Source organism: Streptomyces sp. A1136 (assembly GCF_004795055.1).
Lineage (GTDB): Bacteria > Actinomycetota > Actinomycetes > Streptomycetales > Streptomycetaceae > Streptomyces.
On the sequence record NZ_SSBJ01000003.1, the window covers coordinates 146,900 to 173,314 of the forward strand.

General features: G+C 74.1%; 26 protein-coding genes and 2 pseudogenes. 13 read left to right on the forward strand and 15 right to left on the reverse strand.

Features of this window, described 5'->3' with window-relative positions:
• Positions 1-9: 9 nt before the first annotated feature.
• Positions 10-627, reverse strand: coding sequence for a hypothetical protein (locus tag E6R62_RS04020; RefSeq protein WP_136211402.1), 618 nt, complete (start codon positions 625-627; stop codon positions 10-12).
• A gap of 133 nt (positions 628-760) precedes the next feature.
• Positions 761-1,075, reverse strand: coding sequence for a 4a-hydroxytetrahydrobiopterin dehydratase (locus tag E6R62_RS04025; protein WP_136211404.1), 315 nt, complete (start codon positions 1,073-1,075; stop codon positions 761-763).
• A 107-nt stretch (positions 1,076-1,182) separates the two neighbouring features.
• Between E6R62_RS04025 and E6R62_RS04035 the strand changes: the two are divergent.
• Together E6R62_RS04035 and E6R62_RS04040 are read left to right on the forward strand one after the other, a co-directional pair.
• Positions 1,183-1,548 (forward strand): annotated as a pseudogene (locus E6R62_RS04035) (methyltransferase domain-containing protein); the annotation flags it as partial.
• 417 nt (positions 1,549-1,965) lie between these two features.
• The gene (locus E6R62_RS04040) at positions 1,966-2,649 is read left to right on the forward strand and encodes a glycerophosphodiester phosphodiesterase family protein (RefSeq protein ID WP_136211673.1); all 684 of its coding nucleotides are present in this window, start codon (positions 1,966-1,968) and stop codon (positions 2,647-2,649) included.
• Between the two features lie 89 nt (positions 2,650-2,738).
• On the opposite strand, the gene E6R62_RS04045 is transcribed toward E6R62_RS04040, so the two are convergent.
• On the reverse strand, positions 2,739-3,278 hold the full coding sequence (locus E6R62_RS04045) for a GNAT family N-acetyltransferase (protein ID WP_136211406.1): 540 nt from the start codon (positions 3,276-3,278) through the stop codon (positions 2,739-2,741).
• A gap of 131 nt (positions 3,279-3,409) precedes the next feature.
• Between E6R62_RS04045 and E6R62_RS04050 the strand changes: the two genes are divergently transcribed.
• From E6R62_RS04050 to E6R62_RS04070, 5 genes are all read left to right on the forward strand, one after another.
• Positions 3,410-3,991: a DUF5134 domain-containing protein gene (locus E6R62_RS04050; protein WP_240801458.1), complete on the forward strand. Its 582-nt coding sequence runs from the start codon at positions 3,410-3,412 to the stop codon at positions 3,989-3,991.
• 79 nt (positions 3,992-4,070) lie between these two features.
• Positions 4,071-5,009, forward strand: a complete 939-nt coding sequence (locus E6R62_RS04055; protein ID WP_136211410.1) for a M56 family metallopeptidase — start codon at positions 4,071-4,073, stop codon at positions 5,007-5,009.
• 116 nt (positions 5,010-5,125) lie between these two features.
• A complete protein-coding gene (locus tag E6R62_RS04060; RefSeq protein WP_136211412.1) occupies positions 5,126-5,401 on the forward strand; it encodes a hypothetical protein in 276 nt (91 codons plus the stop codon).
• Between the two features lie 301 nt (positions 5,402-5,702).
• Entirely contained in the window at positions 5,703-6,326 is a 624-nt protein-coding gene (locus tag E6R62_RS04065) for a TetR/AcrR family transcriptional regulator (protein WP_136211414.1), read from the forward strand.
• 112 nt (positions 6,327-6,438) lie between these two features.
• Positions 6,439-7,794: an FAD-dependent oxidoreductase gene (locus E6R62_RS04070; protein WP_136211416.1), complete on the forward strand. Its 1,356-nt coding sequence runs from the start codon at positions 6,439-6,441 to the stop codon at positions 7,792-7,794.
• Positions 7,795-7,863: 69 nt separating this feature from the next.
• Here the strand turns inward: E6R62_RS04070 and E6R62_RS04075 are convergent, their stop codons facing one another.
• Both E6R62_RS04075 and E6R62_RS04080 read right to left on the reverse strand, forming a co-directional pair.
• Positions 7,864-8,229, reverse strand: coding sequence for a helix-turn-helix transcriptional regulator (locus E6R62_RS04075; protein ID WP_136211675.1), 366 nt, complete (start codon positions 8,227-8,229; stop codon positions 7,864-7,866).
• A gap of 160 nt (positions 8,230-8,389) precedes the next feature.
• Positions 8,390-9,490, reverse strand: a complete 1,101-nt coding sequence (locus tag E6R62_RS04080; protein ID WP_136211418.1) for an NADH:flavin oxidoreductase/NADH oxidase — start codon at positions 9,488-9,490, stop codon at positions 8,390-8,392.
• Positions 9,491-9,714: 224 nt separating this feature from the next.
• Between E6R62_RS04080 and E6R62_RS04085 the strand changes: the two genes are divergently transcribed.
• From E6R62_RS04085 to E6R62_RS04095, 3 genes are all read left to right on the forward strand, one after another.
• Positions 9,715-10,806 (forward strand): exo-alpha-sialidase, encoded by a 1,092-nt coding sequence (locus E6R62_RS04085; RefSeq protein ID WP_136211420.1) that lies wholly within the window; start codon positions 9,715-9,717, stop codon positions 10,804-10,806.
• Positions 10,807-10,837: 31 nt separating this feature from the next.
• Positions 10,838-11,524 (forward strand): uracil-DNA glycosylase, encoded by a 687-nt coding sequence (locus tag E6R62_RS04090; RefSeq protein ID WP_136211422.1) that lies wholly within the window; start codon positions 10,838-10,840, stop codon positions 11,522-11,524.
• Between the two features lie 130 nt (positions 11,525-11,654).
• Positions 11,655-12,575, forward strand: coding sequence for a sirohydrochlorin chelatase (locus tag E6R62_RS04095; protein WP_136211424.1), 921 nt, complete (start codon positions 11,655-11,657; stop codon positions 12,573-12,575).
• Between the two features lie 79 nt (positions 12,576-12,654).
• On the opposite strand, the gene E6R62_RS04100 is transcribed toward E6R62_RS04095, so the two are convergent.
• The 5 genes from E6R62_RS04100 to E6R62_RS04120 form a co-directional block, all read right to left on the reverse strand.
• Positions 12,655-13,725 (reverse strand): lactonase family protein, encoded by a 1,071-nt coding sequence (locus E6R62_RS04100; RefSeq protein WP_136211426.1) that lies wholly within the window; start codon positions 13,723-13,725, stop codon positions 12,655-12,657.
• 53 nt (positions 13,726-13,778) lie between these two features.
• On the reverse strand, positions 13,779-14,918 hold the full coding sequence (locus tag E6R62_RS04105) for a nitric oxide synthase oxygenase (protein ID WP_136211428.1): 1,140 nt from the start codon (positions 14,916-14,918) through the stop codon (positions 13,779-13,781).
• A 211-nt stretch (positions 14,919-15,129) separates the two neighbouring features.
• Positions 15,130-16,623, reverse strand: a complete 1,494-nt coding sequence (locus E6R62_RS04110; RefSeq protein ID WP_136211677.1) for an FUSC family protein — start codon at positions 16,621-16,623, stop codon at positions 15,130-15,132.
• Positions 16,624-16,895: 272 nt separating this feature from the next.
• On the reverse strand, positions 16,896-17,639 hold the full coding sequence (locus E6R62_RS04115; RefSeq protein WP_136211430.1) for a PP2C family serine/threonine-protein phosphatase: 744 nt from the start codon (positions 17,637-17,639) through the stop codon (positions 16,896-16,898).
• Between the two features lie 40 nt (positions 17,640-17,679).
• Positions 17,680-19,779 carry a SpoIIE family protein phosphatase gene (locus E6R62_RS04120; RefSeq protein WP_136211432.1) on the reverse strand — a complete coding sequence of 700 codons (2,100 nt, stop codon included), beginning with the start codon at positions 19,777-19,779 and terminating at the stop codon, positions 17,680-17,682.
• A gap of 154 nt (positions 19,780-19,933) precedes the next feature.
• Between E6R62_RS04120 and E6R62_RS04125 the strand changes: the two are divergent.
• Positions 19,934-20,133, forward strand: a pseudogene (locus E6R62_RS04125) (DUF5988 family protein).
• 162 nt (positions 20,134-20,295) lie between these two features.
• Positions 20,296-20,481, forward strand: coding sequence for a hypothetical protein (locus tag E6R62_RS04130; protein ID WP_136211434.1), 186 nt, complete (start codon positions 20,296-20,298; stop codon positions 20,479-20,481).
• A gap of 73 nt (positions 20,482-20,554) precedes the next feature.
• On the opposite strand, the gene E6R62_RS04135 is transcribed toward E6R62_RS04130, so the two are convergent.
• From E6R62_RS04135 to E6R62_RS04145, 3 genes are all read right to left on the reverse strand, one after another.
• Positions 20,555-20,980 (reverse strand): universal stress protein, encoded by a 426-nt coding sequence (locus tag E6R62_RS04135; RefSeq protein ID WP_136211436.1) that lies wholly within the window; start codon positions 20,978-20,980, stop codon positions 20,555-20,557.
• Positions 20,981-20,999: 19 nt separating this feature from the next.
• Positions 21,000-22,559 carry an APC family permease gene (locus tag E6R62_RS04140; RefSeq protein WP_136211438.1) on the reverse strand — a complete coding sequence of 520 codons (1,560 nt, stop codon included), beginning with the start codon at positions 22,557-22,559 and terminating at the stop codon, positions 21,000-21,002.
• Between the two features lie 92 nt (positions 22,560-22,651).
• Entirely contained in the window at positions 22,652-23,245 is a 594-nt protein-coding gene (locus tag E6R62_RS04145; protein WP_136211440.1) for a histidine phosphatase family protein, read from the reverse strand.
• Between the two features lie 199 nt (positions 23,246-23,444).
• On the opposite strand from E6R62_RS04145, the gene E6R62_RS04150 reads away from it, so the two are divergent.
• A complete protein-coding gene (locus E6R62_RS04150; protein WP_136211679.1) occupies positions 23,445-23,987 on the forward strand; it encodes an RNA polymerase sigma factor in 543 nt (180 codons plus the stop codon).
• Here the strand turns inward: E6R62_RS04150 and E6R62_RS04155 are convergent.
• Positions 23,920-24,906: a MerR family transcriptional regulator gene (locus E6R62_RS04155; protein ID WP_136211681.1), complete on the reverse strand. Its 987-nt coding sequence runs from the start codon at positions 24,904-24,906 to the stop codon at positions 23,920-23,922. The two genes, E6R62_RS04150 and E6R62_RS04155, sit on opposite strands and share 68 nt — an antisense overlap.
• A gap of 132 nt (positions 24,907-25,038) precedes the next feature.
• On the reverse strand, positions 25,039-26,412 hold the full coding sequence (locus tag E6R62_RS04160) for a deoxyribodipyrimidine photo-lyase (protein ID WP_136211442.1): 1,374 nt from the start codon (positions 26,410-26,412) through the stop codon (positions 25,039-25,041).
• Between the last annotated feature and the right edge of the window lie 3 nt (positions 26,413-26,415).

A 26,415-nucleotide genomic window follows, 5' to 3' on the forward strand; every position in this document is an offset into this window, starting at 1 on the left:
TTTCGCGCGTTACGAGGTGAGTTCCTTCTTGACCTGTGCTGCCTCGGGGCCTGTGTCCTGGTTCGGCATCGTCCACCGGTACGCCTTCCCCTCCCCATCCGTGTAGATGAGGGTGCCGCCAGCCTGGACGGTCTCCAGGTCGAACACAGCCCCGTCCAAAACGAATGAGCCTGGCTGGACGGTGCGGCCTGCGTTGAAGGAGTCAGCGACCACGTTGAAGGCTTCCCCGTTGCCCTGGGCGATGGCCTGCCCGTCGGGGGCTACCCAGCTCCAGCCGCCGCCATCGATGGGCGCGGCCTGGTCGGCCGCGACCGCGGTCACCGCTCGCGCCTTGTAGCCGACGAAAGCGAACGTCGCCTTCGTCGGCTTGATGACGCTGTTACCGGTGGAGTAGACGATGTTCGTCGGTGTGATCTCCAGCCGGCCAGTGCCTCCGGCGCCGACTGTTTCGGCGGCCTGCCCCAGTTGGAGCGTCGCGGCCGTGGGGGCTGGCTGCGGTGGCGCTATGGCTGGCGCGGAGGAGCTGGGGCGCGGGGCCGACTTGTCCGAGGGCTTCGGGTCGCTTGAGCTGCACGCGGTGAGGGTGATCGCGGCGATAGCGAGGATGACGGTGAGTCGGACGCGCATGGTCGGCTCCTGAGGTCGCGGGGGCGGGGAGACCGTAGCGCCCGGTATGCCGCCGGGTGACGCGAGTTGCCGAACTGCGACGGGCCCCCTCTCGGCCTTCGGGCCGGGAGGGGGCGCTTTCGTGCGTCCAGGGTCAGTCCAGCGGGAGCGCCTGGTGCGCGGCCACTATCGCGTCGATGCGGTGCGCCAGGTCGAAGTCAGCCCGGGTCAAACGGTTTCCGGCATCGTGCGTGGTGATCGACGCGCGTAGGTGGTCGATGCGGAGGTCGAGATCGGCGTGGTGCTGAATTCGCCGGGACCGGTCCGCAATGGTGACGATCGCTGCCACCGCCGCGTGATAGCGAATCGGATAGGTACGGGTGATTACGTCACCGTCCTGCTCCCACCCGGGCAGCCCGGCCAGGTGTTCGGCGATTTCCTCATGCGTCATCGGCTTCGGCACGCCCATGTCAGTTCCCCTCCTTGACAGGCGCCAGGATCTCAGCAAGGTCCCGGCCTACGGGGGCATCGTGCCATGGCCTCATGGCCCGCTCCAGGGTGATCAGCTCACGGCGCATGCGTGCGGAACCAGTCTCGACGGCGATCTCGGCAGCGACCCGCGCGATCTCCGAGGAACTGGAGGTCGAGGACGGGCACCGTGTGCTGGAGATCGGCACCGGGACCGGCTACTCCACCGCCCTGATGTGCCACCGCCTGGGCGAGGACAACGTCACCACGATCGAGGTCGATCCGGATGTCGCCGCACGCGCGGACACAGCCCTGGAAGCGATCGGGTACTCCACCTGGACCGTCACCGGGGACGGGCTCCTCGGCTTTCCCCGGCGCGCACCGTACGACTGGGTGATCGCCACCTGCGGAGTCCGTCGCATCCCCTCCACGTGGGTGCGACAGACGCGCCCCGGCGGGATCATCCTCGCCACCATCGGATCACTGCTCACCGGGACCGGCCTCGCCAAGGTCACCGTGAACGACGACGGGACGGCCGAAGGCCGGTTCGTCACCCAACTTCGAAGATCACGGAGGATTTCACGATGCCTCCAGGGCCGCGCCCGACGCGTCCCGAGTCAGGAAGTGCTTCGCCTCTACGGGACCGACCGCTCCCGTAGAGGCCGGCGGGCGTGGTCGTCAACGGGTGGGGGACGCGCCCACCCGCGGGTGACGGCGCACCGGCCGGACGGGACCCGCGGCCCTGACGGGAAGCGGCCGGTCGGCCCTTTCGGGGCGCCGCACGGGCGGTCCCATCCCGTCCGCGGCGCACTAGCATGCGACCTCACCGCGCGCGGCCGGTCGGGACACCGCGACCGCGCGGGAGCCGCCGTCGACGGAAGCGAGAGAACCTTGACTTTCCTCACCATCGGTCACCGCGGGGTCATGGGTGTCGAACCGGAGAACACCCTGCGGTCCTTCGTCCGCGCGGAACGCTGCGGTATGGACGCCATCGCGCTGGACGTGCGCCTGAGCAAGGACGGCGGGCTCGTCGTCCTCCACGACGAAGAAGTCGATCGCACGACCGACGGCGCGGGAGCCGTCGCCGAACTGACCCTGGCCGAGTTGCGCGAGCTGGACGCCGGCCACGGCGAACGCGTACCGGTCCTGGACGAGGTGCTGGAAGCGGTGCGCGTTCCGCTCCAGGTCTCGGTGCGGGACGAGGCCGCCGCTGGGGCGCTCGCGGAACTGGTCCTGCGCCGCGACCTGAGCGCCCGCGTGGAGGTGGCCTCACACCAGGAGGCGGTCCTCGCCGGGACGGCCCGACGGGTGCCGGGCCTGCGCACCATCCTGTACGCCGACCCGCACGGCACCGATGTCGTGGAACGGGCGCTCGCCGCCCACGCCCGGACCGTCGCCCTGCGGCTGCGCCGGATCACGCTGGAGACGGTGGAGGCGGCGCACGCGGCCGGGCTGCGGGTGACCGGCTGGACGGTGGACTCCCTGGACCAGTTGCGCCTCGCGCGGGCGCTCGAACTGGACGGCGCGCTCACCGGCTTCCCGGAGATCCGCAGCACGGGCCGCTTCACCGCCTGAGCCGGCGGCCGGGACGTCCGCCCCCCGCCCCCGCTGCCGGCCCGGCGCCCCGCGACCCCGGCGGTACGCGGCGTGCCGGGTGAGCGGGGCTACAGCGGCTTGACCAACAGTTCGAAGGCCAGGTCGCCGCGGAGCGGGATGCCGAAGCGCTCGTCGCCGTACGGGAAGGGGCTCAGCTCGCCGGTGCGCCGATAGCCGCGGCGCTCGTAGTAGGCGATGAGCTCCTCCCGTACGTTGACCACCGTCATCCGCATCTCCTTGGCGCCCCACTGCTCGCGGGCTCGCCGCTCGGCCTCGGCCAGGACCTCCTTGCCGAGGCCGCCGCCCTGGAGCCCGGGGCGCACCGCGAACATGCCGAAGTAGGCGTGGTCATCACGGTGTTCGAGCTGGCAGCAGGCGACGAGTTCACCCGCGCGCTCGACGACGAGCAGGACGCCGTCGGCGGCGTCGATGATCTGGCGGACGCCGTCGGGGTCGGTGCGCTGACCGTCGAGGACGTCCGCCTCCGTGGTCCAGCCGGCCCGGCTGGCGTCACCGCGGTAGGCCGACTCGACGAGCGCCACCAGGTCCGGTACGTCCGCGTCGACGGCGGGCCGGAAGCTCAGGGCGGCGGGGTGGGCGGTCGACATCGACGACTCCGTTCATCTGATCGGCATATGACATGCCGGGTACGGCACGCAGAGCCTATCCCGGGGCGGCGTGCGGTCCCCGCCGCAGGGGCATCTCTTCCCCTGACGCCGACGAACCGGGAGGTTCCGCCGTGCACGAATCCCCGCTGCCCTCCACCGCCTCCGCCGTCTCCGGCTGGCTGCTCGTCGCCCTCTGCGCGACCAGCGGTACGTACTGCCTGCTGCGGGCGAGCAGAGCGGGCCGGGCCTCGCGCGGCGCGGCCGCGGCCGAGGCCCTGATGGGGCTCGGGATGGCCGTGATGGCCGCGCCCTCCGGCGTCGGGACCTGGGGGCCCCGGATCTTGCTGGGCGTCTTCTGCGCGGCCGCCGCGCACGCGCTGTGGCTGCTGCGGAGCGGCCCCCGCCACGCCCACCACGCGCACCACGCCGTGGGTTCGCTGGCGATGGCCTACATGGCGTACCTCGGGCTCTCGGCGGGCGCCGGGCACGTACACGGGCACGGCCAGGGCGCGGGGCCGCCCCTGGTGACCGGGGCCCTGCTCGTGTACTTCGCGGGGTACGTCCTGCTGGGCGGGGCCCGGCTGGTGGCGGCCGGCGGTACGCAGGCCGCCACCGTGGGGGCGGGGCCGGTCGTCGAGGCCCCCGGCGAATTGACCCGGGCCTGTCGACTGACCATGGGCATCGGGATGTTGGCGATGCTGCTGAGCATGTGACCGGTCGCGAAACGTGTCCTGCGTCACCAATGGCGCGGACCGTACCCGCAGGTAGCGCCCCCCTCATAGGGTGGCGGCCATGATGGTCCCCGCCGTTCTCCTGCTGCTCGGCGCACTGACCGCGGTGCTCGCCCCCCGCCTGCTGGCCCGGGCCGAGTGGCCCGACCGCGAGCCGGTCGTGGCGCTGTGGGTGTGGCAGTGCGTGGTGGGCGCGGTGTTGCTGTGCCTGGCGCTGTCGATGCTGCTGAGCGCGGCGGCGGCCTGGCAGGCGGTGCGCGGACGGCTCTTCGCCGCCGCCCCGCGCGGGGTGGTCGACGCCTACGCGCTGGGCGCGGCGGGCGGTGCGTGGGCCGCCGCCACCGCGCTGGTACTGGCGGCCGGCGGCCTGTGGACCGGCGCGATGCTGACCCGTGAGGTGCTGCGCGCACGGGCCCGGCGGCGCGCCCGCGGGGCCGAACTGCGCGAGCGGGCACCGCTGTTGCCCGGGGAGGACCCGCAGGCCGCGCGTCTCGTGGTACTGGAGGGGCCGCGCCCCGAGGCGTGGTGGCAACCGGGTACGGTCCCGCAGCTGGTGGTCACCACCGCCGCGCTGGGCCGTTTGAAGGGCAGCCAACTGGACGCCGTGCTGGCCCACGAGCAGGGACACGTGGCGGCCCGCCACGACTGGCTGCTGCACTGCTCGCGGGCGCTGGCCGGGGGCTTCCCGCAGGTGCCGGTGTTCGCGGCGTTCGAGGCGGAGATGCACCGCCTGGTGGAGCTCGCCGCCGACGACGTCGCCTCGCGGCGGTTCGGGCGGCTCACCGTCGCGCTGGCCCTGGTGGGGCTCAACGAGGACCGCGGGGTGTTCGCCCTGGGCGCCGCCCCGGAGGCGCACGTGCCCCAGCGGGTGCGACGCCTGTTGTCCGCCGCTCCGCGGCTGTCCCCCGCCCGGCGGCTGCGGCTGACGGCACTGGCGACGCTGATGCCCGCGCTCCCGTTGGCGGTGGCCTTCGTCCCGGGCCTGAGCGCGCTCACGTAGGCCGCACCCTTCCGGATCGCGCCGCGCCCGCGGCCCGGTCCCGTCCGCGAAAGCCGCTCCCCCGACCGGTGCCTCCGGGAGGCGCCCGGGACCGCGGCGCCTGGCAGGCTGGTGCCATGGACGCACCCACCCCCGGCGCATGGCTGCGCGCGGGCATCAGTCGCGACGGCGGACCGCTGCGCGAGGACGAGCACGTCGTCTGGCTCCAGAGCGGCCCCTGCTACGCGGACAGCCGCGGCTTCGCCGGGACCACGTCCTACGACGGGCGGCGGGTCACCTTCCACCACGAGGTCGGCTCCCCCGGCGAGGACGTCGGAGCGCTGCGCGCGGAGGGCGACGGACTGGTCGAGACCGGCACGAACACCGACGGGAGCACGTTCCTGGAGGTGTAGACCCCCCTGGGCGGCGTCGAAGGGCCCGAGGGTTCCTGGCGCGCGGGCGGAAGCCAGACCGTCCGCGTCGGCCGGCACGTCGTCCATGTGGACGGTGCGGGCGTCGGCGCCCATTTCGAGTTGCCGGGCCCCGGGCGGAACTGAGACACGCCCCGGGCGTTCGCGCGGCACCGGCGAGCGTGGGGGCCGGCCGGCTCGGGCCCGCCGTGGCCCGCTGTTCTGGGCGATCCCCCGCGTCGCCCAGAACAACAGACCGCGCGCTGAGTATATTGGCCCGGAGCCAGTCAACGCAGGAGTAAGCATGGTCCCGCGCAGCGCATCGGTCAATGAAGAATTGCGCAGGCGTTCCCGGGAACGACTGCTCCAGGCAGCGGTGGAACTCGTGGGCGAGCGCGGCTACGAAGCCACCACCCTCGGCGACATCGCCGACCGGGCCGGAGCCGCCCGGGGCCTGATCTCGTACTACTTCCCGGGCAAACGCCAGTTGCTCCAGTCCGCCGTCCACCGGCTGATGCACCTGACCCTGGAGGCGGCCCTGGAGCGGCCGCCCCGGACCGACGACGGCCGCGAGCGGATGGCCCGCGCCATCGACGCCGTCCTCGGGCTGGCCGTGGACCGGCCCCGCCTGATGCGCACCCACATGGCCGGCATCCTCCAAGCCGACGGCTTCGTCCGGTGCGCGGAGCAGCAGCGCCTCGCGGAGCTGCTGCGGGACACCGTCGTCCGGTACGGCTCGACGGACGTGGACACCGACTACCCCCTCCTGCGGGCGCTGCTGATGGGTGCCGTGGTGGCGGTGTTGCTGCCGGGGGCGCCGATGCCGGCCGCTCGACTGCGGGCCGAGCTGTTCCAGCGGTACGGGCTGGACTGGGAGCTCGGCTTCCCGCCGGCCGGAGGGCCGCCCGAGGGAACCTTTCCGCGCTGAGTGACCGGGGCGGCGGCCACCCGGGACGCCGATGTCCACCGGATGCGCGCCGCGGGCTGACGGGCACGGCACCCGGTGTCATGCTGGGAGCACCTGCGGGAGGAGCTCCGCCGTGCTTCGTGTCGCCGTCGTCGGTTCGGGCCCCAGCGGGGTCTACGCCGCGCAGACCCTGGTCCAGCAGCGCGAGGTGCCGGGCGTCCGGGTGGACGTACTGGACCGGCTGCCGGCGCCGTACGGGCTCGTGCGGTACGGGGTGGCCCCCGACCACGAGAAGATCAAGTCGCTGACCGGAAGCCTGCGCTCCGTCCTGGAGGACGAGCGGATCCGCTTCCTCGGCAACGTGGAGGTGGGCGGTCCGGCCCTGCCGGTGACCCGGCTGCGTGAGCTGTACCACGCGGTCGTGTACTGCGTCGGCGCCGCCGAGGACCGTCATCTGGGCGTCCCCGGCGAGGAGTTGCCCGGCGTCCACTCGGCGACGGCTTTCGTCTCCTGGTACAGCGGCCACCCCGACGCGGCGGACGCGGCCTTCGACCTGTCCGGCGTCACGTCCGCGGTGGTGATCGGCGCGGGCAACGTCGCGGTCGACGTGACCCGCATCCTGGCCCGCGGCGTGCCCGAGCTGACCCCGACGGACATGCCGCAGGCCGCCCTGGGCGCGCTCGCGGCCAGTGGGGTGCGCGCGGTGTCGATGGTGGCCCGACGGGGCCCCTCCCAGGGCAAGTTCACCACCAAGGAACTCCGGGAGCTGGGCACGCTGCCGGGGGTGGGCGTCCGGGTGAGGCCCGCCGAACTGGCGCTGGACCCCGCGTACGCGGACCCGGGGGCGGCCGCCGCGTTGCCCGCTGTGGCCCGACGGAACCTGGAGGTGCTGCGCGCCTGGGGCGCGGCCGACCCGGACCCGGCGGAGCGGGACATCACGCTGCGGTTCTACCTGCGGCCGGTGGAGGTGCTGGCCGGGCCCGACGGGAGCGCCGCCGCGGTGCGGTTCGAGCGGACCGCGCCCGACGGGCGGGGCGGGGTGGGCGGCACGGGGGTGTACGAGGACGTCGAGGCGCGCCTGGTGCTGCGCTCGGTGGGGTACCGGGGCGTGCCGCTGCCCGGGCTGCCCTTCGACCCGACGACGGGCACCGTCCCGCACGCGGCGGGCCGGGTGCTGCGCGCCGGACGGGCCTCGGTCGGCGAGTACGTCGCGGGCTGGATCAAGCGCGGTCCCACCGGGGTGATCGGCACCAACCGGCCGTGCGCCAAGGAGACGGCGTCCTCCCTGCTCCAGGACGCGGGGGCGCTGGCCCGCCGCGAGCCGGGGCCGGACCCCCTGGACACGATGCGCGCGGCGGGGCTGCGGCCCGTGTTGTGGCCCGGATGGCTGGCCATCGAGACGGCCGAGGCCGATCTGGGCCGCTCGCTGGGGCGCCGTTCGGTCAAGATCCCGGACTGGGCGGGCCTGCTGGGCGCGGCCGGTTCGTAGCCCTCGGGCGCGCGTCGGGTTGGGTAGCCGCGGTGGTCGCCCTCGGGCGTACGGCGGGTGACGCGGCCCTCAGGCGTGCGCGCCCGGTCCGGTCAGGCGGGCCGCTTCGGCGGTGGCCGCCGTGAGGACGGCGTCCAGGAGGCCCGGGAAGAGGGACTCCAGGTCGGCGCGGCGCAAGTCGTTCAGCTTGGTGGTGCCCCGGTAGGTCTGGCGCACGACACCGGCCTCGCGCAGGACGCGGAAGTGGTGGGTGGTGGTGGACTTGGTCACCGGCAGCTCGAAGTGGGAGCAGGCCAGCTCCTCGTCGACGGTGGCCAGTTCCCGCACGATGGACAGCCGGACGGCATCGGAAAGGGCGTGCAGGACACCCTCCAGCCTGATCTCGGCGGTCTCGGGATGGGCGAGCGGGCGGGTGGCGGCGGCCGGTTCGGGCATCTGCTCCTCCACTCGCTCGCTCGTCCATGGTCGGTCGGTCACCGGTCGGTCATCCGGTCGGCACGGCCGGCCGACGGCGCGGGACGCCCGCACCGAGGTACGAGAACCATCGTAGGACACGCGGGGGCGCCGGCGGGCGGCGACCGGCGCCGCCCGGCGTTCACCAGGCGCGGTGGTAGGGGGCGGGCGTGCGGGGTTCCACGCCCAGTTCGACGGCGGCGCGGCGGGCCCAGTAGGGGTCCCGGAGCAGTTCGCGGCCGAGCAGGACCGCGTCGGCCTCGCCGTTGGCCAGGACCTTCTCCGCCTGGGCCGGCTCGGTGATCAGTCCCACCGCGGCCGTCGGCAGGCCGGTCTCGCGCTTGACCCGGGCGGCGAAGGGCACCTGGTAGCCGGGGCCGACCGGGATGCCGACCCGCGGGGCCAGTCCGCCCGTGGAGACGTCCAGCAGGTCCACACCGTGCTCCCGGAGCAGTCCGGCCAGACGGACGGTGTCGTCGGCGGTCCAACCCCCCTCCTCCAGCCAGTCGGTGGCGGAGATCCGGAAGAACAGCGGCAGTTCCTCGGGCCACACCTCCCGTACGGCGTCCACGATGTCGAGGGCGAGGCGGGTGCGGTTCTCGAAGGAGCCGCCGTACTCGTCGGTGCGCCGGTTGCTGTGCGGGGAGAGGAATTCGCCGATGAGATAGCCGTGGGCGCCGTGGATCTCCAGGAGCTCGTAGCCGGCCGCCAGGGCGCGCCGGGCGGCGCCGGCGAACTGGGCGACGATCGTACGGATCTCCTCCCCCGTCAGCTCGTGCGGTACGGGGTCGCCTTCGGCGAACGGCACCGGGCTCGGGGCGAGCGGCTGCCAGCCGTGCGCCTCGGCGCCGACCGGCCGACCGCCCTTCCAGGGGCGCTCGGTGGAGCCCTTGCGGCCGCTGTGCGCGATCTGGATGCCCGGGACCGCGCCCTGCGCCTTGACGAAGGCGGTGATCGGGCGCAGCGCCTCGGTCTGGGTGTCGTTCCAGAGGCCGAGGTCGTAGGGGGTGATCCGGCCTTCCGGGGAGACGGCGGTGGCCTCCTGGATGATCAGGCCGGTGCCGCCGACGGCGCGGGCCGCGTAGTGGGCGACGTGCCACTCGTCGGCCACGCCCGCGCGGGGGCCGTCGGGCTCGGCGCTGTACTGGCACATCGGGGCCATCCACACACGGTTCGGGATGGTCACCGACCGCACGGTGTAGGGCTGGAACAAGGCGGCGAAGTCGGCCGGGGCGGCACTCATCAGTCTCTCCAGGGATCACCGGGACGCGCGCCACCGGACGACCCGGCGGCAAGTACGAGGGTCACCGTACTACGAATTTCCTCGTACTACGAGACCTCTCGTACTAGTGGCCCGACACCGCCACGCCGCCGCCACGGGCCGCCGCTCCGCGCCGCTGTCGGCGGTCGGGTGCACACTGGCCGGAAAGCTGCCGTGCACGACGAGAACGTCCGGAGGTGTCGGCCATGTCCGACGTGCTACTGCTCGCGGGCACCCGCAAGGGGCTCTTCATCGGCCGGCGCGCGGACGCCGGCCCCTGGAGGTTCGACGGTCCCCACTTCAACGCCCAGGCCGTGTCCGCCGTCGCCATCGACGTACGGGCGCCCGCGCCGCGCCTCCTGGTGGGCGGCGACAGCGCGCACTGGGGACCGTCCGTCTTCACCTCCGACGACCTCGGCGCCACCTGGCGCGAACCCGCCACCGCCGCCGTGAGGTTCCCGAAGGACACCGGCGCCTCGCTGGAACGGGTCTGGCAGCTCCAGCCGGCGGGGCCGGAGGCACCTGACGTGGTCTATGCCGGGACGGAACCGGCGGCGCTGTTCCGCTCGACCGACCGCGGCGAATCCTTCACCCTGGTCCGCGCCTTGTGGGAACACCCCACCCGGTCCCGTTGGGTGCCGGGCGGCGGCGGCGAGGGGCTGCACACGGTGATCACCCACCCGGCCGACCCGGACGCGGTCACGGTGGCCGTCTCCACCGCGGGCGTCTTCCGGACCGAGGACGGCGGCGAGAGCTGGGCCCCGTCCAACCACGGGGTCTCCGCGGTGTTCCTGCCTGACCCGCAGCCCGAGTTCGGGCAGTGCGTCCACAAGATCGCCCGGGACGCCGCCGACCCGGACCGGCTGTACCTCCAGAACCACTGGGGGGTGTACCGCAGCGACGACGCGGGCACCGCCTGGACCGACATCGGCGCGGGGCTGCCGTCCGACTTCGGCTTCGCGGTGGCCGCCCACCCCCACCGGCCCGACACCGCCTACGTCTTCCCGCTCAACGCCGACTCCGACCGCGTCCCGGCGGAGCGCCGCTGTCGGGTCTTTCGCACCCGCGACGCCGGGGCGACGTGGGAACCCCTGTCGAACGGCCTGCCCACCGAACACCACTACGGCACCGTGCTGCGGGACGCGCTGTGCACGGACGACGCGGATCCGGCCGGGATCTACTTCGGCAACCGCAACGGCGAGCTGTACGCGAGCCATGACGACGGGGACAGTTGGCAGTTGCTGGCGGAGCACCTGCCGGACGTGCTCTGCGTGCGGGCGGCGGCCCTGCGTCGATAGGGCGGCGAATGGGCCAGTAGAGTGACTGCCCGTGGCAGCACGACCGTTGAACGAGATCGTCGAGCCGGGCTGGGCCCGGGCTCTGGAGCCGGTGGCGGCGCAGGTCGCCGCGATGGGCGACTTCCTGCGCGCCGAGATCGCGGCGGGCAGGACCTACCTGCCGGCCGGGCCGAACGTGCTGCGCGCCTTCCAGCAGCCCTTCGACGAGGTCAAGGTGCTGATCGTCGGGCAGGACCCCTACCCGACGCCGGGCCACGCCATGGGCCTGTCCTTCTCCGTCGCGCCCGACGTCAGCCCGTGGCCGCCGAGCCTGGACAACATCTTCCGCGAGCTGAACGCGGACCTCGGCGTGCCCCGGCCGGCGAACGGCGACCTGACCCCGTGGACCCGCCAGGGCGTCCTGCTCCTCAACCGCGCGCTCACCACCGCCCCGCGCAAGACCGGCGGCCACCGCGGCAAGGGCTGGGAGGCGGTCACCGAGCAGGCGATCCGCGCGCTGGCCGCGCGCGGGAAGCCGCTGGTGTCGGTGCTGTGGGGTCGGGACGCCCGCAACGTGCGACCGCTGCTGGGCGAACTGCCGGCGGTCGAGTCCGTGCACCCCTCGCCCATGTCGGCCGCCAACGGGTTCTTCGGCTCCCGGCCGTTCAGCAAGGTGAACGACCTGCTGGTGCGACAGGGCGTGGCGCCGGTGGACTGGCGTCTGCCGACCGCCGGTTGAACCACTCCGGTCGATAGGTGGCCTCTACAGCCGACCGTGTCTCACATTCAGCGGATAAATACGGACAGAAGCCGCCGGAAATGACCCTGCTTGAACAACCGGTTCCGATAAACCAGTAGCATGCGGCGCCATGAGCTCCCCCACTGGGCCCGCGAATGGCCTGCCCGTACGAATGCCGCGACCCCGCCCTGCCGGACGGCACCGCCGCCCCGAGCCCGCGGTGGCGCCCGAGGGCGCGCCCGCGCTGGTGCTCGCCGTGCCCGGTGCCCCCTCGGCCGCCTCGCGCGGGCTCGCGGAAGAGATCCTGAGCATCGGCCGTTCCGAGCTGCCCGGCCTGGACGGGCGGATCGGCTACCTGGAGGGTGACGACTCCGACGGCTCCGAGTTCCCCTCGCTGGCCGGTGTCCTCACCGCCGTCGCGCAGGAGCGCTCGGCGCGTGCCGAGTTCGCCCGCGCCGCCGGCCACGAGGTGCCCGCGCCGACGGGCCCGGACGCCGTGGTCGTGCCCCTGCTCGTCGGCCCCGACGGCGACCTGCTGCGCCGCGCCCGGCAGGCGCTGATGGACTCGTCCGCGGCCGCCGAGCTGGCCGACGTGCTCGGTCCGCACCCGCTGCTCGCGGAGGGCCTGCACGTGCGGCTCTCCGAGGCGGGCCTGGCGCGCGCCGACCGGGCCCGGCTGTTCACCGTCACCACCGCCGCCGACGGCATCATCCTGGCCACCACCGGCGGCGAGGAGGCCGTCCAGGCCGCCGGGATCACCGGCATGCTGCTGGCCGCGCGCCTGGCGGTGCCGGTGAAGGCCGCCGCGCTGGACCAGGAGGGCTCGGTGGCCGCGATCGCCGAGCAGCTGCGCGCCGAGGGTTCGACGCAGCTCGCCCTGGCGCCGTACCTGATCGGCCCGGAGGTGGCCGAGGGGCTGCTGGACACGGCCTGCAAGGAGGCGGGCTGCGCCACCGGCGAGGTGCTCGGCGCCTACCCGGCGCTCGGCAAGCTGGCCGTCGCCCAGTACAGCGCGGCCCTCGGCATCACCCAGGGCGCCTCCGCCCACTGATCCGACTCCACGAAGCGTCGAGGGGCCCGCGCACCGATCACCGGTACGCGGGCCCCTCGGGCGTTCCCGGGAACCGGCCCTACGGCCCGAAGACCACGCAGGCGGCCGCCGGCACCTCGACGGAGCCCGCCGCGCGCGGCTCGCCGGTCAGCGGGTCCAGGTCGAACCAGGTGACATCCCCGGACCATTCGTTGGCCACGTACAGCCTGCGCCCCGAGGGATCCACCACGAGGTCGCGCGGCCAGACGCCGCCACAGCCCACGCTCGTGGTGAGCCGGGGCTTGGTGGGCCCGTCGTCGAGCGAGAGGACGGCGATCGTGTCGACGCCCTGCACGGCGGCCCACGCGAACCGCCCGTCGGGAGAGACGGCGACGACCGAGGGGTAGGGCCGGGTGTCCGCCGGGGCGGCCTCGGAGAGCACCGGGACCTCCGTGACCGCTTCGAGCCGCCCGTCCCGCGCGTCCCAGCGGCAGACGGTCAACATCGGCTCCAGCTCGTGCAGGACGTAGACCGTCTCGCCGTCCGGGTGGAAGGCGAGATGGCGAGGCCCCGAGCCCGCCCGGAGCACCGTGTCCTCGTGCGGGCGCGGCCGGCCGTCGGCCGGGTCGAGGGCGTGGACCCGGACGGAATCGGCCCCGAGATCCACGCTGAGGACCCAGCGCCCGCTCGGGTCGGGCGCCACGTGGTGGGCGTGCGGACCCTCCTGCCGTTCCGGGTCGGGCCCCGAGCCCTGGTGGGCCAGGACCGCCGGGGGCCCGGAGGGGATGCCGTCGGCGTCGAGCGGGAGGCTGCTGACGCTGCCCGAGGTGTAGTTGGCGGTCAGCAGCCGCCGCCCCGCCAGGCTGAGGTGGGTGGGGCCCGACGCGCCGACCGGGGCGAGCGGTCCCTGGGCGGTCAGCCCCTCGCCTCCGGTCCGGAAGGCGGCGACCCCGCCGTCCTCGGCCTCGCTCACGGCGTACAGCACGCCCGTGTGCCGGTCGAGGGTGAGACAGGACGGGTTAGCGGCCGTCTCGGTGACGGCCAGGGGCGTCAGCGCCCCGGTGGCCGGATCCACGGCCGCGGTGGTGATGCCGCGGCCGCCCCCCGAGGTGAAAGAGCCGATGTAGGCCCGGTGTCCGCCGCCCTGGTCCGTGCTGCGCGCGCCATCCACAGGTGCCTCATTCCGCCGTCCCGGATCCGGTCGCAACGACGGTAACAGAAGGTCTAGACCAAGTCCCGTCCCCTGGCCCGTTCGTGGGACCCTGCGTGGTGTACGTACGTGGTGGCGCTCGGCCGGTCCTCGTAGGTGCGGTGGAAGACCGGCGTCGCCGCCCCGGAGATCGGCGGGACGATCCAGGACCAGTCGGCGCCCACCGCACGGCCCTTGCGCTCCTCGCGCTCCAGGTGCGAGAGGAACCGTCGGGACTCGGTGTGGTGGTCGGAGATGCTCACCCCGGCCCCGTCGAAGGAGTGCAGGACGGCCCGGTTCAGCTCCACCAGCGCCCGGTCCTTCCAGAGCGAGCGGTCGCTGGAGGTGTCGAGCCCCATCCTGCGGGCGACGGCGGGGAGGAGGTTGTACCGGTCGGTGTCGGCGAGGTTGCGGGCGCCGATCTCGGTGCCCATGTACCAGCCGTTGAACGGGGCGGCCGGGTAGTGGATACCGCCGATCTCCAGGCACATGTTGGAGATGGCCGGGACCGCGTGCCAGCGCAGGCCCCAGTCGTCCCAGTGGTCGGGGCCGTCGGGGTGGCGGATCGGCACCTCCAGCACGGAGTCGGCCGGGACGTCGAACCAGCGTGGCTTGTCGTCGACGCCCTGTACGACGAGGGGCAGGAGGTCGAAGGGGGTGCCGGGGCCGCCCGCCCAGCCGAGGTCGAGCAGGGCACTGGTGAGCGGGGCGTTGCGGGCGTCGCCGACGGTTATGGAGGGGTGGTCGCCGTACCCGGCGTAGCGGATGAGCTGCTCGCTCCAGATGAGCGGTCCGGGGCGGTCCGGGGCATCGGGCGCGAAGACCGTGATGGTGGGACGTATCCGGCCGCCGTTGGTGGCTTCCCGCAGGTGTTCGAAGCACTCCTCGGCGATGGCGTCGGCGTCGGCGAGTTCCCGACGGTCACGGACCCGCAGCGAGTTCCAGTAGAGCCTGCCTATGCAACGGTTGCTGTTGCGCCAGGCCACCCGGGCGCCGTGGACGAGCTCGGCCGGGGTGTGCCGGTAGGTTCCGGTTTCGGCCAGTTCGGCGCGCACGGCGGCCAGCCGGTCCCGCGGATCGCCGGCATCCGGGTTCTCCCGGTGGAAGAGCCGGACGAACTCCTCGGCCGCCTCCCACACCTGAGCGGTGCCCGGGCGCTGTCGAAGGATTTCCATTTCGGGCCGTTACCCCCTGTCCGTTCAGATCCACCCTGTACATGCCGGATGAATGTGCGGTGAACCTGACCCGTTGTACACGGGGCAGGTCAGCGGCGGGGGCGGCCGACGGCCGGAACACCCCTCTGGGTGATCTTTCCGGAACGACCCGGAAAGGTTTCTGCAAGTCAACTAACATGCGGGCCTGTTCGACCGCGCGGCGGACCCGGGATCAGGCGCTGACGACGAGCGGGGCGCGCGGATGCGTCCGCAGCGGGACGTGCAGCGCCACGAGGGCGTGCTCCAGACCGTGCAGGTGCGCGAGGACCGGCTCCGCGGGATCGGGCCGGGACGCAATGGCCGAAACGGTGGGGCCGGCGGCGCCCGGGGCGGTCAGCGCCTCCGCCGCCGCCTCGACCCGCCGGCACGCCGCCGCGAGCCGGGCGTCGTGCGAGGCCTGCGGGTCGGCGGCGACGGCCGCCAGGCCCCGTACCTCGCGTGCGCACGCGTCGAGCAGTTCCAGCACCTGCCTCGCGCGGGCCTTGCGGGCGCGCAGCGGGCTCAGCGGGTGCACCAGCGGCGCGAGGGCCATCCGGACGCGTCCCAGCAGCAGTTCGAGTTCGGCGGCGTGCGGGGCCGGGTCCGCGTCGGGGTGGCCGGCCAGACGGTCGTGGCAGGCCGCCGCGCAGGCCCGGACGCAGTGCAGGGCGCGCCGGATCCAGGCGTCGTTGGCGGCGTGCGTGGTGACGGGGAGCACCAGCACCACGGCGAGGGCGGCGCCGAGCGCGCCGATGGCGGTCTCCTGGAAGCGCAGCAGGAGCAGGCCGGGGTGCAGCACGCCGAGGAGGCCGTAGAGCAGGCCGGCCATCACGGTGACGAAGAACATCATCCACGAGTACGACGGCCCGGCGGTGTAGAAGATCCCGAAGACGCATACGGCGACCAGTGCGGCCGTCGGCGCGGGCGCGCCGTGCAGCGGTACGGCGATCAGCAGTCCGGCGGCGATCCCGGTGACGGTGCCCACGACCCGGCGGAAGCCGCGGACGAGGGTCTCCCCGCGCGAGGCGGTGTTGACGAAGATCCACCAGGCGGTGCCCACGGCCCAGTACCAGCGGTCCTGGGAGAGGACCTGGCCGACGCCGAGCGCGAAGGCGCAGGCGGCGGTGGCCTGGAAGGCCTGCCGGGTGGTGGGCCGCGCCAGGCCGGTGCCCGGCAGACCGGGCGGGGCGGCCGGCGGCGGTGTACGTCGCTCGATGGGCCAGAGCACGAACCGCGCGGCGCCGGCCGCGGCCAGCGCCAACCCGACGGCGGCGAACAACTCGGGCAGTTGCGCGGGCACGGCGTGCAGGAACTGCGTGATGAAGAAGTTCATGAACGCGAAGACGCCGAGGGCGTGGCCGCGCGGCCCCCAGCGGCGCGCGTAGACGCCGACGAAGACGACGGTCAGGAAGGCGAGGTCGCGGGCGAGCGGCAGCCCGTGCAGGGCGGTGGCCAGGGCGAGGACGGGGAACCCGGCGACGGGGAGCAGCGCGGTGGTCACCCGCTGGGCGCGCACGCTCGCGTCGAGCACGGTGAACAGCGCCAGCAGGGCGGCCAGTCCCCCGGTGATGGAGGCGACCAGCGAGAGCCCCACGGCCTGGGTGGCGGCGACGGCGAGCCCCACGCCCACGACGGCGCGCAGTGAGTTCCTGAGTCTCATCAGCCCCGGGTCCGGAGCCACGAACATCCTCTTCACGGCGGTGTGCCGCCCCCCTTGCGATGGTGCGCGCCGGGCCGGTGTCCGCCCGGGGGTGGTGGGCGGCGTACGGGCACGGCGAAGGCGCCACCGTCCGGAACGGCCTCGTTGCCGTCCGGCGCTGCGTGGCGCCGTAAGTACATGGATACGACACAGATAACCACCCGGGAGCCCACTGGCTCAACCCCGGCTCGTCGGGCTGTGCCATTGGCCCGGGGAACCGGGCCTCCGGTCGGCCGTCGGATGCCAACGGACCAGGCCCGTCACGCCTCGCCGATGCGCACCAGCGCGAGGGTGATGTTGTCCGGTCCCCCGGCGTCGATGGCGGCCCGCCACATCTCGAAGGCGGCGCGGCCGTCGTCGTGCTCCCGCAGCAACGCGTCGAGGACGTCCTCGGGCACCGGGTCGGTGAGCCCGTCCGTACAGATCAGGTAGCGGCCCCCGACGGTGAGGGGGGAGGTACGGACGTGCGGCGTGACGGGGTGGAAGTCACGGGCACCGCCGAGCGCCTGGGTGATGAGGGAGGTCGTCCGGCGGCCCGGGGGAAGCGGCGGGCTGTCGTCGACGCTCACCTGGCGCAGCGCCCCGTCGGAAGCGTCGAGCACCCGGCTGTCCCCCACGTTGAAGGTCAGCACGGACTCCTCCAGGACGACCGTACCGGCGACGGTGGTTCCCATGCCCGCCAGCTCCGGCGTTCGCTCGGCGGCGCCGTACACGGCGCGGTTGCACGACTCCAGCGCCTCGCGGACTGCGTCCTCGCCGTCCAGCGACGGCCCCAGTTCCGCGAGCCGCCGTACGACGAGCGCGCTGGCCACCTCGCCGGCCGGCTGTCCGCCGATGCCGTCGGCGACCGCGACGACGAGGGGCGCGCCGAGGGGGAACACCAGCAGCTGTGGATTGCGGGTCTCGGTGGCGCACAACGTCCACGGTCCGATGACCAGGCTGTCCTCGTTGTGCTCGCGCAGCAGTCCTGCGTGGCTCAGTGCGCTGACGGCTGCGTACGGCATCGGTCCCGCCTCTCCGGCGCCCGCGGGGAGCTCTCCCTTCTCATTGTGGCCCCGTGGGAGGGGCGCGGCGGAGCCTGGCGAGCACGAGGACGGTGTCGTCGGTCGCGGTGTCGGGCAGCAGGTGGGCCAAGATGCGGTCTACCGCCTCCTCCAGGCAGTCCAATGGGCCGCGCAGTTGGTCGCACAGGGCGTCGATGCCGGCGTCGATGTCCTGGCCGCGGGCCTCGATGAGCCCGTCGGTGTAGAGGGCGACGACGGCGCCGTCGGGGATCAGCGCCCCGGTCGAGCGGAACGGCACGCCGCCCACCCCTAGGGGGACGCCGAGCACCCCGCCGATCCGCTCGACGGTCCCGTCGGGGTGGCGCAGCAGGGGCGGGGGGTGGCCGGCGCTGGCGACGCGGGCGTGGCCGGTGTGGGGGTCGTAGCCGATGCAGAGGCACGTCGCGAGTTCGATGCCCGCCTCCTGGGCGCAGGTGTCGAGTTCCGCGAGCAGGGCCTCGGGGTCGCGGGTGTGCCGGGCGAGCGTCTTGGCCGTGATGCGGAGCCGGCCCATGGCGGCGGCGGCCGGGACGCCGTGTCCCATCACGTCCCCCACGAGCAGGGCCAGCTCGTCACCGGGCAGCGGGATGACGTCGTACCAGTCGCCGCCGACCTCGGTGACCCGGCTGCCGGGCAGGTAGCGGTGGGCGATGTCCGCGTAGGGGCCCGCGACGGGTGCGCTGGGCAGCAGGGCGCGCTGGAGGGTGAGCGCGATGTCCTGGACCCTGCCGTAGAGGCGGGCGTTGTCCAGGCACAGGGCGGCCCGCGAGGCCAACTCGCTCGCGAGGGCGAGGTCGGACTCGGTGAAGGCGGGGCGGGCCGCGGAGCGGCCGAACATGGTGATGCCCTGGACGGTGCCGCGTGCGATCAGCGGGGCGATGAGGATGCAGGCGAGGCCGCTCTCCAGGAGCAGCCGGGCGCGCTCCCGGTGGGCGACGGTCCTGGTCACGAAGTCGTCGTTCACCGGGACCGAGAGGGGGCGGCCGCTGTCGAGCATCGCGTGGATGCTGGAGCCGGGCGGATACGTGACCCGTTCCAGGCCTGTCAGCAGTTCCTCGGCGGGCGGGGGGAGGGTGGTGCCCCGCGCGATCCGGCGGGTCACGAGCGGCAGTCGCGGGTCGAATATCTCCGGCTCGTACATCCACTCCACCAGTTCCACCACGGAGGCGTCGCAGAACTCCGGGACCACCGCGTCGACCAGCTCGCGCGCGGTGACGTTCAGGTCGAGGGTGGTGCCGATGCCGGCGGCCGCGCGGTCCAGGAGCGCCAGCCGCTGCCGGGCCGCGGTGGCCTCCATGATGGCCCGTTCGCGGTCGGTGACGTCCACCAGGAGGCCGCCCACGCCCCGCCGGCTGCCCACCGCGCCGCTCAGCGGGAAGAGGCTGACGGACCGCACCTGGTCGCGGTCGGGGTGACCTCGGGTGCGCAGTCCGACGAGGGTGTCCACCACCGTCCGACCTTCCCGGGCGACGGCCCGCAGCAGCCGCTGGAACTCCCCGGCGTCGGAGGTGACCATGACGTCCGTCATCCGGCGGCCCAGGTGGTCGGCGACCGTGATGCCGTCCATGTCGGCGAGGGCCTGGTTGAGGTGGACGTAGCGCAGTTCCTCGTCCAGCATGACCAGGCCGATCGGGCAGGTCTCGAAGAGGGCGTCGAGGAACGCCAGGTTGGTCTTGACCCGGTCCAGCTCGACGCTCCTGCTCGCCAGGCCCATCACCACCGAGCGGCCCGTGCTGCCGGTGAGCGGGAAGACGCGGAAGCCACAGTCGAAGACCGTGCCGTCCCGGTGGAGCGCCGGCATCCGCACGCGCCAGTAACCGAGGCTGCGGGCGCGCTCGGCGAGCAGCGCGGCGGCGCCGGGGTCGCGGCCGGGGAAGAGCATCCGCGCGGGCCGGGCCAGTACGGCGGCGGCCTCGTGTCCGAAGAGGCTGCGCGCGCCGGGACCCCAGTAGCAGATCCGGTCCTCGTCGTCGAAGCCGAGGACGGCGACCGGCACGTGCTCCAGCAGCGAGCCCGGCTCCGACCGCAGGGGGCCCGCGTCCGCCTCGCCCCGCACGGGGCCGGGGTCCGCGTCGCCGTCCCCCTGTCGGTCCGGTGGCATCGCTGCCCCCTTCTGCGCGCCGAGTGTGGCGGTGGCTGTGCGGCGCCCGCGCGGCGGGCCCGGGCGGCCTCTTCAATTCTGCCCGCCGCGTCGGGGAGCGGCCCGCCGAGGTGCGCCGGGCCGGATGGGTGGCGAGACTGGTCCCATGACGACCATGGCGACCACGGCGGCCCTGGAGGGCGGCCCGGAGGACCTGCCGGAGCGTCTGGTGCCGGCCCCCGCGCCGGGCGAGACGTGAAGGTGGCGCACCGCGGCGGATACGAGCACTTCAAGGCCACGTCCCGGTTCCGGGACGCCCCGCAGGGGCGGGTTCCCGTGTACGAGTGGTGGGAGCGCACGGAGATCGCCGAGTGACCGGACCGCCTTCCCGGTCCCCCGCCCCGTTTCCCGTGCCCGCCGCCCGATGTGTCCGCCCCCCGACGCAGGCTGGAAGGGTCTTGACCACCAGTCGTACGGGGGAGCGACCACGGGCACAGGCGCGTCGACAGCTTCCGCGATGTCCTGGCCAATCCACGGGTGGGGCTGCTCTTCCTGATACCCGGTTCGACGAGATGGTGGTCCCCGGGCAACCGGCCGAGGGTCGCGCTGGTCGTCGAGATCGACTCGGTGTTCTTCCGCTGCGGCAAGGCGCTGTTGCGCTCCGACCGGTGGAAGCGGGAGCTGCACTACGGCCCGCGGTACGCCGGGCACATCTACGACTGAGGCGTGGCGCGAGGGTGGCGCCGGGCGCCCGCGGGCCGGGCGGGAGTTCCCGGATACGCCCCGGACTCCCGGGTCAGGCCCGTTCCCCGGTCGGCACGCACAGCACCGGTACCGACGACAGGTGCAGCAACTTGTGCGGCGTCGAGCCGAGGAGGGCGCCGCGGAGGGGGCCCTCGCCCCAGGTGCCGACGATGATGACCCGCGCCCCGTGACGGTCGGCGGCCTCCAGGAGGGCTTGGGCGGGCTTCTCGTCGACCACTTCGACCGTCGAGGGGACGCCCGCCTCGTCCGCGGCCGCCACGGCGCGGGCGAGGGCGCCGCGCCCGGCCTGCCGGACGGCTTCGCGGTGGGCGCGGTACTCCTCTCCGGCGCCGCCCGGCGCCGCCGCGCCGAAGACGAGGACGAGGGGCTCGCCGAAGGCGGCGGCGACCTCCAGGGCTACCCGCAGGGCCCGTTCCGCGCCGGGCGACTCGTCGTATCCCAGGACCACGGACGACATCGTGTACTCCTCCCTTGCCTCACACCGGGCTCTCGGGTCTGGGTCGGTGCCGGCCCGGGACGAGCGCCGGGTCGGCCACCCCGCGCCGTTCCTGCCAGAACCGCCCGTCCTTGATCCGCCAGAAGCACATGACCAGCACCCCGACGACGGCGATGCCGATCCCGATGAGCAGCGGCGGGCTGATGCCCAGCCAGGAGACGCCCCCGGCCGAGGTCCGCGGGTCCGACATGTCGTGGACGGACTCGACGAGCAACCAGATCAGCAGTCCCGCGCCGACCACGGGCCCGAGCCCGATCAGCAGGAGGTTGTGGAGGTTCTCCAGCAGATGGCGCCGGTAGTAGACGGCGCAGGCGAGCCCGGTCAGCGCGTAGTAGAAGGCGATCAGCAGCGAGAGCGCGGTCAGCGAGTCGAGGAGCGCGTTCTCGCTGATCTGGTTGACCACGAGGTACCAGCCGATGGCGATCCCGGCCACCCACCAGGTGCTCACGTCCGGGGTCCGGAACCGGGGGGAGACGCGCGCCAGTGACGGCGGCAGCGCGTGCCGGCGGGCCATCGACAGGGCGGTGCGGGAGGCGGGGATGATCGTGGTCTGGGTGGAGGCGAGGGCGGAGGTGCAGACCGCGAGGAGCACCATCCAGTCCCAACCGCCCATCACCTCGTGGGCCAGCACGCCGAAGACCGCTTCCTCCTGGCCCGCGTTCCGGGTCAGGAACCCGGTCCCGGCGTACGCGACGACGGCGTACCCGACCGACAGGTACGTCACCAGCAGCACGACGGTCGACCAGATGCCCGCCTTGCCGGGCGCGGTGGCGGAGTCCTCGACCTCCTCGGTCAGGTTGACGGCGGACTCCCAGCCCCAGTAGATGAACACCCCGAGCAGCAGTCCGCCGGTGAGCGCCGCGCCACCCGCCCCGAAGGGGTTGAGCCACTCGACGGACGGCTCGATCGCGTCGAGGCTGCTGGTGCCGGCGTAGACGCGGTAGAGGGCGACCACGGCGAAGACGAGGAGGAAGAACACCTGGGCCAGGATCAGCACGTCCTGGACGCGGGCGGACATCTCCGTGCCGATGACGCAGACGGCGGTCATGATCAGGATGACGACGACGGCGAGCGTCTGGCGGACGGCCTCGTTCGCGGCCGCCCCGTCCAGGCCGGCGGCGAGCAGCCCGAAGCGCACCGCGACGTCGGCGAGCGAGCCGACGACCAGCACGCCGGTCATGGTGATCGCCCAACCTCCGAACCAGCCCGCCCAGGGGCCCATCGCCCGCGTCACCCAGGAGAAGGTGGTCCCGCAGTCCTGGTCGACCTTGTTGAGGTAGTAGAAGGCGGCGGCGATCAGCAGCATCGGTACGAACGACGCCAGCATGACGCCCGGCGCGTAGATGCCCGCCACCGCGACGATCGGGCCGATGACGGCGGCCAGCGAGTAGGCGGGCGAGGTGGAGTTCAGGCCGATGACGAGCGCGTCGAGGAAACCGATGGCGTCGGCCTTCAGCCCCGCCTCGGCCTCCGCGGAGCGCTCGTCGCCACCGCCGCCGCCCTCCTGGTGACCGCCGCCGCCCCTACCGTCCTGCGCCATATACGCATGCTCGGGCACGCGGCGACGGTGCGCGAGGCGGCTCCGCGCCCCGGGCGGCCGGCGGCCCGACGGGGAAGTCGCCGCCCGGAGCCTCAGGGGCGGGTGTTCCAGCCGGCGACCACCGGCAGGCCGTGTTCCGTGGACAGCACGCCGACCGTGCCGGTACGCAGCAGGAACAACCGTCCGTCCCGGGGAGACAGGCCGAGGTAGCGCGCCGTCAGGACGCGCAGGAAGTGGCCGTGGGCCACCACGACGGCGTCGCCGCGGTCCTCGCGGAGGACCTTGTCGACGCGGGCCAGCGCGCGGTCGGCGCGGGCGCCGACCTGTTCGGCGTCCTCCCCGGGGTGCTCCGCGTCGCCCGGCGGGACCCCGTCGGTCCACAGCGACCAGTCGGGCCGGGTCCGCCGGATCTCGGCCGTGGTGATGCCCTCGTAGCCGCCGTAGTCCCATTCGTGGAGGTCGGGGTCGCTGACCCCGCCGGAGAGACCGGCGAGTTCCGCGGTGGCGACCGCCCGGCGCAGCGGGCTGGTCAACACCAGCGCGGGGTCGCGGTCGCGGAAGAACGGGGCGAGGGAGATGGCCTCCTCGACGCCGCGCGCGGTCAGCGGCACGTCGGTGAGGCCGGTGTGCCGCCCGGTGGCGCTCCAAGCCGTCTCACCGTGTCTCACCAGCAACAAGTCGCTCATCCTTGGACCCTAGACGGTCCGCCCCGCCGATGGGGTGACCGCAGCGTGTCATGTACGCCACGGGAAGCATTTCGATGCGGAAACGGTGCGAGTTGGCCCCGTCGCTGCCGCTCGTCACGCTCGTCCCATGGACGACGTGATCCACGAGGAGTTGCGGACGGAGGTCCCGCCGAGCGGCGGCCCGACCCGGGAAGCACACATGGCGGCGGGGTTCGCCGAGGGTGACGAGCGCTCCATGGAAGCGGCCTACCGGCACTGGCGGCCGCTCGTGCACTCCCTCGCCCGCCGCGCCCTCGGCGACGAACGCGAGGCGGAGGACGTGACCCAGCAGGTGTTCCTCGCCGCCTGGCGCGGCCGACGCCACTACCGCCCCGGACCCGGGGGGCTCGGGGCCTGGCTCACCGGCATCACCCGACACAAGGTGGCGGACGCGTTGGAGGCCCGGACCCGGCGGACCCGCGTCGCCGAGGCCGCCGCGCACGCCCTCCACGAACGCACCCGGTCCCCCGCCGCCCACGCGCCGCCGGAGCCCGACCGGGCGCTCGACCGGGTGCTGGTCCTCGGCGAACTGGCCCGGCTTCCGGCGGCCCAGCAGCGCGTGCTGTGGCTGGCGTTCTACGGGGACCTGACCCAGTCCCAGATCGCCGCCCGCACGGGGCTGCCGTTGGGAACCGTCAAGAGCCACATGCGTCGGGCGTTGCGGGTCCTGCGGCAGTCGCTCGGGGAGCCGGCGCCGACGTGATCCGCTCGATGACGACGAGACCCGAGCGCAGGCCGAAGAGCCGCTCGACGCGCGGTCCCGACACGCCCGGACCCCAGCCGGGCCCGGCCGCCAGCAGCACCGAGTGCCCGCGGGCACCGTGCGGCCCCCACTCGATGCCCGCGACGGCGCGGGCCAGGGCGTGGTCGGCGGTCGCGGTCGACTGCGCCCACAGGACGACGGCTCGGGGACCCGTACGACGCACCGCCTCCCGCAGCGCCTCGGCGGGCAGGGCCGGGCCGAACATCAGGACCGGCAGACCCCGCTCGCCGAGGGCGGCGGCCAGCGCCTCCACGGCCAGGCTGTGTTGCTCCAGCGGGGCGCAGGCCAGGAGCACGGGGGGCACCTCGTACCGCCGGGGCGCGGGCCGCATGCGGCGCAGGGCGCCCGAGACGTGCCAGGACAGCAGGTGTTCCACCTCGACGTAACGTTCGCCCGCCGAGGCCCATTTGCGGCCCACGGCGTGCAGGGTCGGCGCGATGACCTCCTCCCACGCCACGACCGGGCCCAGTTCCGCCAGCGCGGTGTCCAGGAGGTGCTCCACCGCCGGCGCGTCCAGTCGTACGGCGGCCCGTGCGAGCCCCCTGCATTCCGCCCGCACCTCCCCGAGCGGAAGGGCGGCGGACCCGCCCGGCGTCACGGTCGCCGGGCGGGCCTCCCCGGAGCCGCCGGCGGCTGCGTCGAGCGCGGCCCTGGCCGCCTCGGACGGGGGCACGCCCTGCGCGGTGAGCCGGCACATCAGCTCCAGGCGGCCGATGTCGGCGGGGGTCCAGCGGCGGTGCCGGCCGTCCTCGCGGCGGGCCGGGCCGATGGCGTAACGGCGCTCCCAGGACCGCAGCGTGGTCGGCGAGACCCCGAGGCGGCGGGCGACGGCGCCGGTGCTCAGCGCGGCGGCGGGCAGCGACGTCGGGCCCTGCGGCCGTCCGGAGGCGTCGGACGGGGCGGGGACGTCGGACGGGGCGGGAGCGTCGGGCTGGGCGGGCGGCACGGGGTCCACCCGCTCACGATAGGACGCGGCGGAGCCGGGAGCCGCTCACTCGATCCCCCGCCCCCGCCGGAAACGGGCGAGCCCGTCGGCCAGCTCCACCACCGGCTCGGGGTAGTCGAACCGGGCGCGCTCCGCCGCCGGCAGTCGCCACGGTTCGTGCACGCGCGGCGCGGGCAGCCCGGCCAGTTCGGGTACCCAACGGTGTACGTACGCCCCTTCGGGGTCGTAGCGCAGGCCCTGACGGACCGGGTTCAGGACGCGGCCCGGCCGGGTGTCGGTGCCCGTGCCGGCCACCCACTGCCAGTTCATCTGGTTGTTGGCGAGGTCCCCGTCCACCAGGAGGTCCAGGAAGTGGCGGGCACCGATCCGCCAGTCCACGTAGAGGGTCTTGGCGAGGAAACTCGCGGCCAGCAGCCGGCCCCGGTTGTGCATCCAACCCTCGTGGCGCAACTGGCGCATGGCCGCGTCGACGACGGGGTAGCCCGTGCGGCCCTCCTTCCAGGCCCGGATCTCCTCGTGCGCGTCGGTGTCGGTGCGCCAGCGGTCGTGGCGGGCGCGGTAGTCGAGGCGGGCCGCGTCGGGGCGGGCGGCGAGCACCTGGTGGTGGAAATCGCGCCAGCACAGCTGACGGACGAACGCCTCGGCGCCGGGACCCGTGACCGCCCGGGCGCGGAGGACGGCCTCGGCGGCCGAGACGGTGCCGAAGTGCAGGTGGGGGGAGAGTCGGGAGGTGGCGTCGCCGGCCAAGTCGTCATGGGCGTCGTGGTAGCCGTCGACGCCCGTACGAAGCCACGCGGCCAGCAGCCGGCGCCCCTCGCGCTCGCCGCCGCGCGCCAGGCCCGGGGAGGTCCCGGTGACGGCGGCGCGCTCGGGCACCGGGTCGGACCGCAGGGAGCCGGGGACCCGGAGCGCGCGGGGGGCGGACGTGACGGCGCGCGGGGGCAGTTCCGTCCAGCGGCGCAGGTAGGGCGTGAAGACGGAGAAGTGGTCCGAGGCGGCGGGGCGCAGGGCTCCCGGGGTCACCGCGGTCACCACCATGTCGTGCACGTACAGCCGCCTGCCCTCCGCTTCCAGGGCGGCGCGCAACCGCTCCTCGCGGGCGTGCGCGTACGCGCTCACCCCGGCCGCCATGTGCACCTCGTCGGCGTCCGACTCCTTCACCAGCGCCAGCACTTCCTCGACGGCGTCCCCGCAGCGGATCACCAGGCGGCCGCCGCGCTCGCGCAGGGCGTCGTCCAGCGCGGCGAGGCAGTCGGCGAGGAAGGCCCGCCGGTTGGGCGCGCCGAACCCGGATTCCTCGATGGCCCGGTCCCGGACGAAGAGCGGAACCACCTGGTCGCAGGAGGACAGCGCGGCGCGCAGCGGCGGATGGTCGTGCACGCGCAGGTCGGAGGTGTACAGGACCACCGCGACGTTCATGGG